Annotated in this window: 11 protein-coding genes; 4 read left to right on the forward strand and 7 right to left on the reverse strand. The window is 60.9% G+C overall.

Annotated features, from left to right (window positions below; all coding sequences use genetic code 11):
• Positions 1 to 353 precede the first annotated feature (353 nt).
• Both AB5Y76_RS00005 and AB5Y76_RS00010 read left to right on the forward strand, forming a co-directional pair.
• A complete protein-coding gene (locus tag AB5Y76_RS00005; RefSeq protein ID WP_263719211.1) occupies positions 354 to 1,256 on the forward strand; it encodes a hypothetical protein in 903 nt (300 codons plus the stop codon).
• Between the two features lie 103 nt (positions 1,257 to 1,359).
• Complete coding sequence (locus AB5Y76_RS00010; protein WP_263719210.1) at positions 1,360 to 1,824, forward strand: CesT family type III secretion system chaperone; 465 nt, start codon at positions 1,360 to 1,362, stop codon at positions 1,822 to 1,824.
• A gap of 124 nt (positions 1,825 to 1,948) precedes the next feature.
• Here AB5Y76_RS00010 and AB5Y76_RS00015 read toward each other — a convergent pair whose 3' ends face one another.
• Positions 1,949 to 3,652: an amidase gene (locus AB5Y76_RS00015; protein WP_263719209.1), complete on the reverse strand. Its 1,704-nt coding sequence runs from the start codon at positions 3,650 to 3,652 to the stop codon at positions 1,949 to 1,951.
• A 256-nt stretch (positions 3,653 to 3,908) separates the two neighbouring features.
• Positions 3,909 to 5,006 (reverse strand): agmatine deiminase, encoded by a 1,098-nt coding sequence (gene aguA, locus AB5Y76_RS00020; RefSeq protein WP_263719208.1) that lies wholly within the window; start codon positions 5,004 to 5,006, stop codon positions 3,909 to 3,911.
• Between the two features lie 155 nt (positions 5,007 to 5,161).
• On the opposite strand from aguA, the gene AB5Y76_RS00025 reads away from it, so the two are divergent.
• Positions 5,162 to 6,115 carry a LysR family transcriptional regulator gene (locus AB5Y76_RS00025; protein WP_263719207.1) on the forward strand — a complete coding sequence of 318 codons (954 nt, stop codon included), beginning with the start codon at positions 5,162 to 5,164 and terminating at the stop codon, positions 6,113 to 6,115.
• A gap of 58 nt (positions 6,116 to 6,173) precedes the next feature.
• Here AB5Y76_RS00025 and AB5Y76_RS00030 read toward each other — a convergent pair whose 3' ends face one another.
• On the reverse strand, positions 6,174 to 6,740 hold the full coding sequence (locus tag AB5Y76_RS00030; protein ID WP_005335495.1) for a TetR/AcrR family transcriptional regulator: 567 nt from the start codon (positions 6,738 to 6,740) through the stop codon (positions 6,174 to 6,176).
• A 199-nt stretch (positions 6,741 to 6,939) separates the two neighbouring features.
• Between AB5Y76_RS00030 and AB5Y76_RS00035 the strand changes: the two genes are divergently transcribed.
• Positions 6,940 to 7,977 carry an alkene reductase gene (locus AB5Y76_RS00035; RefSeq protein WP_263719206.1) on the forward strand — a complete coding sequence of 346 codons (1,038 nt, stop codon included), beginning with the start codon at positions 6,940 to 6,942 and terminating at the stop codon, positions 7,975 to 7,977.
• A 114-nt stretch (positions 7,978 to 8,091) separates the two neighbouring features.
• Here AB5Y76_RS00035 and rpoS read toward each other — a convergent pair whose 3' ends face one another.
• Genes rpoS through AB5Y76_RS00055 form a run of 4 tightly spaced genes read right to left on the reverse strand, consistent with a single transcriptional unit; the run spans position 8,092 to position 11,396 of the window.
• Positions 8,092 to 9,075, reverse strand: a complete 984-nt coding sequence (rpoS, locus tag AB5Y76_RS00040; RefSeq protein WP_005362773.1) for an RNA polymerase sigma factor RpoS — start codon at positions 9,073 to 9,075, stop codon at positions 8,092 to 8,094.
• Between the two features lie 45 nt (positions 9,076 to 9,120).
• Positions 9,121 to 10,191, reverse strand: coding sequence for a LysM peptidoglycan-binding domain-containing protein (locus tag AB5Y76_RS00045; RefSeq protein WP_263719205.1), 1,071 nt, complete (start codon positions 10,189 to 10,191; stop codon positions 9,121 to 9,123).
• A 9-nt stretch (positions 10,192 to 10,200) separates the two neighbouring features.
• Positions 10,201 to 10,782 (reverse strand): YqaA family protein, encoded by a 582-nt coding sequence (locus tag AB5Y76_RS00050; protein WP_263719204.1) that lies wholly within the window; start codon positions 10,780 to 10,782, stop codon positions 10,201 to 10,203.
• Positions 10,779 to 11,396: a protein-L-isoaspartate(D-aspartate) O-methyltransferase gene (locus AB5Y76_RS00055; protein ID WP_005335507.1), complete on the reverse strand. Its 618-nt coding sequence runs from the start codon at positions 11,394 to 11,396 to the stop codon at positions 10,779 to 10,781. Before AB5Y76_RS00055 ends, AB5Y76_RS00050 begins: the two co-directional genes overlap by 4 nt.
• Between the last annotated feature and the right edge of the window lie 4 nt (positions 11,397 to 11,400).

Raw genomic sequence — 11,400 nt, forward strand, 5'->3', positions numbered from 1 at the left:
GCGTTGAAATACAGAACCCCCGATGCGGTACATAGGGGGTTCTGAGTAGAGAAATGTTAGTTGAAAATGTGTAAACCTATTTCAGGACTAGACAACTACTGAACCACAATAGGCTTTTTAGCCTCGGCCACCAATCACCCCAACGGCGGCGTCCGTGGCGGCACCATACGCTTGCTGCCGGTGGACTCGAAGGCCAAGGCGAAGCGCAGCAGCTTGTATCCATCACAGGAGCCTCCGGCGCAGACCAACCCCAAACTAAAATAGTGCAACCATGGCTAATAAACGGCGTTTTCACTGACGGGTATGATGCAGGCCAGATGTATCGCTTGTTAGTGAGATAAGGAACCAAGGTCATGGCTATTCATGGAGCTACCCCGGTGATGTTGAAGGCTATCGACAGCCTGCAGCTCGCCAGCGTCAATCCCGGCAGCAATCAGAAGCTTGCCCTTCATCTGGGTGAAGGCAAGGAGTACACCATTCATATCGGCAAGAGTGGAGATGTCTCCGTACAACGGGACCTGGCCCATTTAAGCACGCTGGGCCGCATCAAAAATGCGGTGGTCGATTTCTTTAGCCGCGCCACCACCAAGGGGGAGGGTGCGCTCACCACCCGGGCCACTCAAATTCAGTCCGAGGTACAGCGGCAGCTGACCGAACTTGGCCAAGCCAAGAAGATTGTGCAGCAAGCCTTTAATCAGCCCGTCAGCGAGTTCAAGAACGAGGCCCAATATCTGAAGCCGGGTAGCGACCCCAAAACGGCGACCATGGCCGATATCACAGATGCCAACAAGAAGCGCCTCGGTCTGGAGACGCTGGATAAGGACTCCCTGAGCTTTGTGCAGCAGCACTTCTCCAGCTTTATCAACGGTAAAGATGCCATCTTCAGCATGCTGAGCAGTCGGGTGATCGAGCGGACGTTCGCCCTGCACGAGTCACTCTCGGGTGAGGCACTCAGTTCGGCGTTGAATACGCTGGGCCATGAATCGGAGGCGTTCAACGCCAAGGTCAATGCCGAGTTCAATCGCAGCTTCGTCCAGCTGTTTGAGCAAAGAGCCAACGCCGAGCTGGACGCCCTGACCGAGGCAAACACCCGCGCCAACAAGACCTCACCGCTGGTCGAAGAGCACACTGGCTCATCGGACGGGGAGAACGTCGCCGCCAAGATGAAGAAAAGCGTGCGCTTTAACGACAATCCGGTGAGCGATGTCCGGGTGTTCGAGCTGGAAGAGGGCCGAGCACTCAATATCAAGGTGTAACCCTTGCCATGAATATTGATGACGGCCCGTTCGGTGGCGGGCCGTCTCTTTGTGATCGTGCCCTGCCCCTTCGAAGACGACCGGGCAACCGGACTGGAGTGTTGTGTTGGATATCTATCAGAAAATCGTGGCCGAGCTGTCGGTCGAACCGCTGGCCTTCGATGAAAACGGCGTCTGCACGTTCGAGATCCAGCGAACAGCAGAGGAAGCGAGCGCCCCCTTTGTGGTCAATATCGTGGCTCAGCCCGACGAAATGGCACTGGTGCTCTCGGTGACCACGGCGAGCGCTCTTCCCGAGCGCCTGTCGCGCGAATTGTTCCTGCGCTTTGGCGAGCATGCCCTCGCCCCCTTGCGCCATGGCTACGGGGTCGGCATCTATCCGGGCACCGAGCAGGTATCGTTTTTCTCCCAGCTCGCGTTGGGGAACTATCGTCCGCAGCAGATCAGGGAGAGCCTCGCCGATCTGCTGGAGAAGGCCCACGAGTGGGAGGCCAGCTTGTCCCAAGATGAGCAGACCCCGCCTGTGACAAAAAGCGAAATGGGTGCGGGCCAGAACATCCGGGTGTGATGGCCAGAGCCAGAACATCCGGGTGTGATGGCCAGAGCCAGAACATGGACGAAAAAAGAGGGAGGCATGATGCCTCCCTCTCTCTTTGTGCCTGATCTAACAACTATCAGGCAAGCGGCGACGCTCAAGCCAACGGCGGCGTCCGTGGCGGCACCATACGCTTGCTGCCGGTGGACTCGAAGGCCGAGGCGAAGCGCAGCAGGTTGTTGTCGTCATAGGCGCGACCGGCGAAGGTCAGCCCCACCGGCATACCGATATCGGCCATCACACCCATGGGGACGGTAACGGTCGGCACACCGAGGTGTCGAATGGCGAGGTTGCCGTTGGCAACCCAGATGCCGTTGCTCCAGGCGATATCGGCGGAGGCCGGATTCACATCCGCATCAGCCGGGGCGACGTCGGCGACGGTGGGGAACAGCACGGCGTCGAGCTTGAGCCCGTCCATCCAGTCTTCCAAGTCCAGCTTGCGGGTCTTCTCCAGACCGCGCAGGCCGTCCGGCACTGTGGCGATCTCGTCCCAGGATTTCAGGCCGCGCTTGGCCATATTGACGTACTCGTCCATGCCCGCCGCCAGATCGCCCTCGCGGTTCGGCAGGGTGCCCGGGTCGTGGGGGAAGATCTTCGGCCCATCGACATCAGCCAGCTTGTTGAGCTTGGGATCGCCATTGGCGCGCAGGAAGTCGTCGAACGCCCAGCCGGAGAGCTCCCACAGCTCGTCGTTGAGAAACTCCGGGCTCACGATACCGCGATTGAACACAGTCGGCGCGCCGGGTCTGTCCCCTTCGCAGTTGGAGACCAGCGGGAAGTCCACTTCGATAACTTCGGCGCCAGCGGCTTCCAGCGCCTTGCGCGCATCTTCCCAGAGGGCAATCACAGTCTCGCGGGTATGGATGCGCTGACCGGTCGGGCCGCCGATACCGGGGTTTTCGCTGGTGCCGGCCAGTTCATCCTTGTTGATAAACATGCGCGGCACGCCGAGGCGCTTGCCCTTGAGGGCATCGGGCTTGGCTGCCAGTTCCAGATAGGAAGCCGGACGCACTTCGGAGGCCTTGGGCAGCTGCACCCAGGGCTGCATGCGCCACAGATCGCCACGGGTGTCGGCATCGTCAGCCACTACCACATCCAGCACTTCCAAGAGGTCGTTCATGGTGCGGGCATAAGGCACCACCACATCCATGGTCGGGGTCAGCGGCCAGTTGCCGCGCACCGAGATGACACCACGGGACGGGGTGTAGGCGCACAGGCCGTTGTTGGAGGCAGGGCCACGGCCGCTCGACCAGGTCTCTTCCGCCAGACCGAAGGCAGAGAAGCTGGCGGCGGTGGCAGTACCGGCGCCGTTGGAAGAGCCGGAGGCAAACGGCGCGGTCAGGTAGTCGGCGTTGTAGGGGCTCTCTGCACGGCCATAGACGCCGCGCTGCATACCGCCATTGGCCATCGGCGGCATATTGGTTTTGCCAAGGCAGATGGCACCGGCGGCGCGCAGACGCTCAACGGTAAAGGCATCGCGCTGGGCCACCACATCCTTGAAGGCCGGGCTGCCAGAGGCGGCAGTCAGCCCCTTGACCAGATAGCTGTCTTTGGCGGTGTAGGGGATGCCGTCGAGCGGGCCCAGAGTCTCGCCACGGGCACGGCGGGCATCGGAAGCCTCGGCCTCTTTCAGCGCATCGGGATTGGCGACCACCACGGCGTTGAGTTTGGTGGCAGTCTCTGGGCCGTTGTAAGCCTCGATCCGGGCCAGATAGGCCTTGACCAGTTCGACCGCTGTGGTGCGGCCTGATTCGAGCGCGGCACGCAGCTCGGCAATGGAAACCTCGGTCACTTCGATCATTTTGATCTCCTGTAAAAGGGTGACTGTTTGTCATGATGATCGCCGCATCGACGCATACGACCATCACACTATCAAGGGATAAAACCCCACGGCGTGGGGTTTGGAATACTCACCGGAACCGGTTTACGACCCGTCGCGAGAGGCCGTCAGCAAGGTGAAGAGCAGCGCAGGAACCGGAGTGTATGTGAATACATGAGGATTCCGAGCAGCACATGAGCCTTGATCACGGCTTCGCAGCAGGATCGTCATCCGGTTCTTATTTCCCTGAGGGGATTTGCTGAGTAATGCAGTGAATATTGCCACCGCCCAGCAGGATCTCGCGGGCCGGCACGCCGACCACGGTGTGATCCGGGAAGATCTCTTCCAGAATGCGCTGGGCTTCGCCATCGGTGGCGGCATCCAGCAGCGGATAGACGATGCGATCGTTGGTGATGAGGAAGTTCACGTAGGAACCGGCCAGACGGCCTTCTGCCTCGCGCGGCACACCGGTACCGCTCTCGACACCGGCAGACTCCACTTCAGTGCAGAACAGCGGGCCCGGCTGGGGCAGCTTCCACACTTTCAGCTTGCGACCCTTGGCATCGACCGCCGCTTCCAGCACCTTGAGGGCGGCCACGGAGCGGGCGTACTGGGGATCGTTCTGGTCGTCAGTCCAGTGCAGGGCCACTTCACCCGGACGCACGAAGCAGCACATGTTGTCGATGTGGCCGTCGGTTTCGTCCATGTAGACGCCTTCGTCCAGCCAGATAAAGCTGGTGACGCCGAGATAGTCGCGTAAGTAAGCTTCGATCTGCTCTTTGGTCAGGTGCGGGTTGCGGTTTTCGTTGAGCAGGCACTCGGCGGTGGTCAGGCAGGTGCCTTCACCATCGACGTGGATGGAGCCCCCTTCCAGAATCAGCGGCGCATCGTAGCGAGCCATCTCGTGTTGGGTCAGCATCTGGGCTGCCACTTCCTCATCCTGATTCCACGGGTAGTAGAGACCGCCCTTGTGGCCGCCCCAGGCGTTGAAGCCCCAATCCACGCCACGGCACTCGCCGGCCGCGTTGGTAACGATGGTCGGGCCGGTATCGCGGGCCCAGCAGTCATCGCTGTCCATTTCAACCAGGGTGACGTGGGCGGGCATGATGGCACGAGCCTGCTCCATAAACTGGGCCGGAACCCCCATAAAGACCGGGGTAGCACCACCGATGGCATCGGCCACCTTGGCGAAGGTCTCTTGCGCGAAGCGACCGGCTACGCGCCAGTTGTCCGGGCGAAACGGCCAGATCATCCAGACGGCCTGCTGGTGCGCCCACTCGGCGGGCATGGTGAAGCCGTCGGCGGCCGGCGTGGAGTTAATGGTCTTGATGCTCATCGCAAGGCTCCTTGCATGGATTGAGGCCCCCGTTTACGCCCGATGCGGCGCGGGAACCCGGAAAAATAACAGTGGGTCGCAGATTAAGACGTTGCGCCCCCATCCATCAAATGAATAGGATGGATTGTCCCATAAACACGGCGAATAATCCCCCCATGAAACTGCACCAGCTCGACCTCAATCTGCTGCTCGCGTTTGACGCCCTGATGACGCAGGGCAGCGTCACCCGCGCCGCCGAAGCGCTCTTTATCAGCCAGCCCGCCATGAGCCACTCCCTTAACCGGTTGCGCACCTTTCTCGGCGACCCGCTTTTGGTGCGCACCCCGCAGGGGATGCTGCCGACCCCGCGCGCCCAGCGGCTGCATCTTGGGGTGCAGCAGGCGCTGCGGCTGCTGGAGCAGCAGCTCTTGGAGGAAGAAGAGTTCGAGCCGAGCCAGTCGAAGCGGCGCTTCGTGCTCTGCACCACAGATTACGTGGAGTGTGTGCTGATCCCGCCGCTTATTCAGCGGCTCAGAGGGCTGGCGCCCGGGGTCACCATCGAGATCCGCATCCTGCGCGACACCCTGCCCGAAGCCGAGCTGGCGAGCGGCGAGATCGATCTGGTGCTGGGCTTTGACGAGTACATGCAGGTGCCGGGATATCTCGGCAAGGAGACCTGGCTCACCGAGCCGCTGGCCGGACTGGTGCGCGCCGATCTGCCCATTGCCAAATCGGCCACCGCCGGTGCCGAGGATGATCCCGCCCAATGGCAGGAGCGCATCACCCTGCAGCAGCTTATCGCCATGCCCCATGTGTTCCACTCGCCCCTTGGCACCTCGGAGGCGAGCCTAGACCGCTATCTGAAGAGTCAGGGCTTTAGCCGCACCATCTCGGTCAACAGCCAGAGCTATATGTCTGCCGCCGCCATCGTCAGCCAGAGCGATCACCTGCTGGTGCTGCCCAGCATGGTGGCCGAGCTGCTCGCCACCCACTGGCCCCTGAAAAGCCTGCCGCTGCCCGAAGACGTGCCCGACTACCACCTCAACTGCGTCTGGCACCCCGTGCATGCACAGCAACCGGCGCTTGTATGGCTGAAAGATTTGATGAAAGAGCTGGTGGGGCCGAGGTAACCCTCCCGCAAACAACAGTGGCTCCCAAGGGAGCCACTGTTGTTTCTGCGGTATCGCGTTACGCCCGCAGGGCCCGCATCAGCTGGGCAACTACGTCGTCGAGCAGGGGGCGATCGGGGCGGCACTGGGCGAAGGTGACCAGCCCTTGCAGGTTGATCAGCAGCAGGGCGGTGAGGGTGTGGATATTGCTATCCGGGGCCAGTTCACCCTTTGCTTGCGCCTGTGTCAGCAACTCGGCCAGATCCTGCTCCAGCTCGCCATAGATCCCCTTGACCCGCTGGGTCAGCTCCTCATCCTGCTCGCTCAGCTCCATCATGGTGCGGGTCACCAGACAGGAGCCGCAGAGCGCCTCCCCCACAATCCGGTCGAGATAGGCAGCAAGGCCCGCCAGCGGGCTCGGGTTGTCGAGCAATGAGCGGCGCAGGGTGCGTTTACCCTCGACATAGTGATCCACCGCCGCCAGCAGCAGGCCTCGCTTGTTGCCAAAGGCGCCGTAGATGCTGCCCGGATGGAGGCCGGTGGCGGCCACCAGCTCCTGCATGGTGGTCTTGGCATATCCCTTGGCGCGAAACGCTTCCATGGCATTTCGCAGTACCTCGTCCCGATCAAACTCGGCTATGCGCATGGTTCCTCCCGTGGGAAATGGTTCACCGGCAAGGGGCAACAGGGCCCGCCGATAAAGAGTGGCTGGAAAGGGCGGCAAGTTTACCCCAGCCGCCCGCTCGGGCCAACCTTCTTGAACGCGCATTCAAAAAAAGCTTGCGCCCGACGCAAAAAACGTCTTGAATGCACGTTCAAGAATAACCCGTTCAGGACAACCTATCATGAATACCCTGTTTCAGCCGTATCGACTCAATGACACTCTGACCCTGGCCAACCGTTTCATGATGGCCCCGCTCACCCGCTGCATGGCAGGCCCAGGTCTGGTGCCGACCGAGCAGATGGCAGCCTATTACGGCCGCCGCGCCGACATCGGCCTGATTGTTTCCGAGGCCGTCATCATCCGACCCGATGCGCAGGGCTACCCCAATACCCCGGGCCTCTTCACCCAGGCGCAGATCGATGGCTGGAAGAAAGTCACCAGCGCCGTGCACGCCAAGGGCGGCAAGATCTTCGCCCAGCTGTGGCACGTCGGTCGCCTCTCCCACCCCTTCTTCCATCAGGCGGAAGTGCTGGCGCCCTCTGCCGTGGCGCACGAGGGCACAGTGCCCCGCATGCGCGAGCTCACCTATCAGGTGCCGCGCGCCCTGACCGAAGCCGAAATCGCCCAGCTGGTGCAGGATTACGCAACAGCCGGTGCCAACGCCATCGAGGCGGGCTTTGACGGGGTAGAGATCCACGGTGCCAACGGCTACCTGATCGACCAGTTCCTGCACCACTCCACCAACCTGCGCACTGACAACTACGGTGGCTGCCCGGAAAAGATGAGCCGCTTCGCGCTGGAAGTGGTTGATGCCATCAGCGCCCGCATCGGCGGTGATCGGGTTGGTATTCGCCTCTCCCCGGGAGCCTATGTCCATCTGGCGGGCAGCCCGGAAGATCGCGCCGTGTTCGACTACCTGCTGGGCAAGCTCAACGATCGCCCGCTGGCCTATATCCACCTCGGCATCTTCGATGATAACCTCACCTTCGATTATCTGGGTGGCCGCGCCTCCGACTATCTGCGCGCCCACTACAAGGGCAATCTGGTCGGGGTGGGCAACTACGACGCCGAGCGCGCGGCTGCGGCCATCGAGGCCAACCGCTTCGATCTGGTGGCCATCGGCCGTCCGCTTATCGCCAACCCGGACTACCTCACCAAGGTGAAGAAGGGCGAAGCGCTGGTGCCCTACGCCGACACCATGCTGGCCGAGCTGGTCTAACCGCATCGGTATCGCCAGACGACAGGCAATAAAAAACGAGGGGAGCAGTTGCTCCCCTCGTGCTATCTGGCTGATGCCGTATTGCGTTGCTGCGGACTTAATTGGTGCGGATGCTTAATTGGTACGAAATAGCGCCTCGATGGAGAGCCCCTGGCTCAGCAGGATCTCCCGCAGACGGCGCAGCCCCTCGACCTGGATCTGGCGTACCCGCTCGCGGGTCAGGCCAATCTCGGCCCCCACATCCTCAAGGGTAGCCGGCTCGTAACCCAGCAAGCCGAAACGACGAGCCAGCACTTCCCGCTGTTTGGGATTGAGCTCTTCCAGCCAGTGCACAATGCTGCTGCGCATATCATCTTCCTGTGACTCCAGCTCCGGCCCCATGCCGCGCTCGTCGGAGAGCACATCCAGCAGCGCCTTGTCGCGATCGCCACCAATGGGGGTGTCCACCGAGGTGATCTTCTCGTTGAGCTTGAGCATGCGGTTCACATCGTCCACCGAACGATCCAGCGCGAAGGCGATATCCTCGGCGGTCGGCTCGTGATCGAGACGGTGAGAGAGTTCACGCGCGGTGCGCAGGTAAACGTTTAACTCCTTGACCACATGAATGGGCAGACGGATGGTGCGGGTCTGGTTCATGATGGCCCGCTCGATGGTCTGGCGGATCCACCAGGTGGCATAGGTGGAGAAACGGAAGCCGCGCTCGGGGTCGAACTTCTCGACCGCGCGGATAAGACCGAGGTTACCCTCTTCGATGAGATCCAGCAGCACCAGGCCGCGGTTGTTGTAACGGCGGGCGATTTTCACCACCAGTCGCAGGTTGGACTCGATCATGCGCTTGCGGGCGGCTTTGTCACCGCGCAAGGCACGACGGGCGTAGTAGACTTCCTCTTCGGCAGTGAGCAGCGGGGAGAAACCTATCTCCCCCAGATAGAGTTGCGTGGCATCCATCACCTTGTTCAGTTCCGGTGCCAGCAACTCATCGGAGATAATATCTTCCGCCTCGGCGGCTACCTCCTGCAACTCTTCTACCTCGTGAGATTCGGGTTCAGCGTCAAACTCTAACTCTGCATCCTGCATTACCAGTTGTTCTTGGCTCATGGTGTGTCTCCCTGACGTTACCAGAGTAAGACGGTCTCTCTGGGGTTAACGCTTTGGCAAATAGCTCATCGGATTGATCGACTTGCCTCTGTACCGGATCTCGAAATGCAATCGTACATCCGGCGCGTCCGTGCTACCCATGTTGGCAATGACCGAGCCCCCCTTGACGCTGTCCCCTTCCTTCACCCGCAACTCGTCGTTGTGTGCGTAAGCGGAGAGATAGTCATCATCATGCTTGAGGATAATCAGCTTGCCGTACCCCCTTAAAGCACTGCCAGCGTATACCACTTTACCGCTGCTGGCGGCGTAGACGGGTTGCCCCTTCTGGCCGGCTATGTCGATCCCCTTGTTACCCTGTTCTGCAACAGAGAACCCCTCGACAATCCGGCCTTTTGCGGGCCAGTGCCAAGCAAGTCTCGACTGGGAGTTGTTTATTTTTTGTTCTTTTGACTGAGCGTATTCCTTCGGTGCTGCCGGAGCAACGGATTTCTGAGAGATGAACGGCGTGGTCTGACCAGATCCACTCAGCTCGGCCAACGGACGCGGACCGCTGCTCGGACGGCTCACGGCCACCGGCGTCACGGTTGCCGGACGAGTCGCAGCCACCATCTGGGTCGAACCGCCGCCTGCGGTCTGGACATTGAGCACCTGACCCGGTTGCAGCGCATAGGGGGCGCTCAGGTTGTTGCTCTGGGCCAGCGCCTGCGGTGTCATGCCGAACTGGCGGCCGATGCTGCTCAGGGTATCGCCGCGGCGCACCTCATAGGTACCGGCACTGCGGCTGCTGCCAACACTGGCGCTGGAACCATCGAGTCGCAGTCGCTGCCCCGGATAGATGTTGTAGGGCGGGCTGATGTTGTTGAGGCTGGCCAGCGACGGCACGTCATTGCCGGAGTTGAAGGCGATGGAGTAGAGGGTATCGCCCCGCTTCACCACATAGCTGCCGCCCTGAATGGGGGCGCTGACCTGGGCACCGCTTTGGCGAGCCGGAATGGTCGAGACAAACTGCCCCTCATCAACACCATCTACCGGAGCTGCATTTTTACTGGAGGAGCAGGCAAGCAGCAGCCATGACAACACCACGACACTGCTTCCTTGCCAAATACGCGAACGCATAATGGATCCTTAACGACTAAACCAGAAATAGGCCACCACGGCCAGACCAATACAGAGCCAACCGAGCACATCTACATAGTGCATCAGTTTGCGTTCCATTTTCTCGCCACCCCAGCGCATCAGGCCCGCAACCAGGAAAAAGCGCATGCCACGACCGATGAGGGAGGTGATGATGAAGGGCAGCAGAGCCATTTGCAACAACCCTGCCGTCACGGTAAACACCTTGTAGGGGATAGGGGTGAAGCTGGCAATGAAAATGACCCAGATCCCCCACTGCTCAAACCAGTTGCGAGCGATCTCGATCTTGTCCTGATAACCCACAGACTCCACCAGTGGCAGCACGACCGGATCCCACAGGGCATAGCCAAGGGCATAGCCAAACAGGGCGCCCAGCACAGAGAAGAGGGTAGCCAGCGTGGCGTAGTGCCACGCCTTGTGGGGCTTGGCGAGCGCCATCGGCGCCAGCATCACATCCACCGGGATCGGCCAGAATACCGACTCGATGAAAGCGGTAATGGAGAGATACCGGGGGGCATGCTTGTGGCGAGCCCACTGCATCACCAGTACGTACAAACGGGAAAACAACTTCACTCAACATCTCCGTCAATAAGGGGAACAAAACGTACCGGCTCCAGAATACGGCTGGTCAGCTGGGATCCGGATCGTTCGATCAGTTGCAGGGTCTGCTGGCTGTCACCCACGGGCAACACCAGTCGACCCCCTTCGGCCAGCTGATCGGTGAGTGCCGTCGGGATCTCGCTCGCCGCGGCCGTCACCAGAATGGCGTCATAAGGCCCCTTGTTGGGCCACCCCAGCCAGCCGTTGCCGTGCTTGGCCGAGACATTGTGCAGATCGAGCTGGCGCAGTCGGCGTCGGGCCTGGAACTGCAGCGACTTGATCCGCTCCACGGTATACACATGCTCCACCAGATGGGCGAGGATCGCCGTCTGGTAGCCCGAGCCAGTGCCAATCTCCAGCACATGGGCCGGATTGTTTTGCATCAGCAACTCGGTCATTCGCGCCACCATATAGGGCTGCGAAATGGTCTGGCCGTGGCCAATGGGCAGGGCGGTGTTGTCCCACGCCTTGTGCGCCATGGCCTCGTCCACGAACAGCTGGCGCGGCACTTTCGCGATGGTCGCCAGCACGCGAAAATCGCGAATATCCTGCGCAATGAGCTGATTTAACAGGCGCTGTACTATCACACCA

Origin of the sequence: Aeromonas sp. R1-2 (genome assembly GCF_040908505.1) — a bacterium.
In the GTDB taxonomy this organism is placed as follows: Bacteria; Pseudomonadota; Gammaproteobacteria; order Enterobacterales; family Aeromonadaceae; genus Aeromonas; species Aeromonas veronii.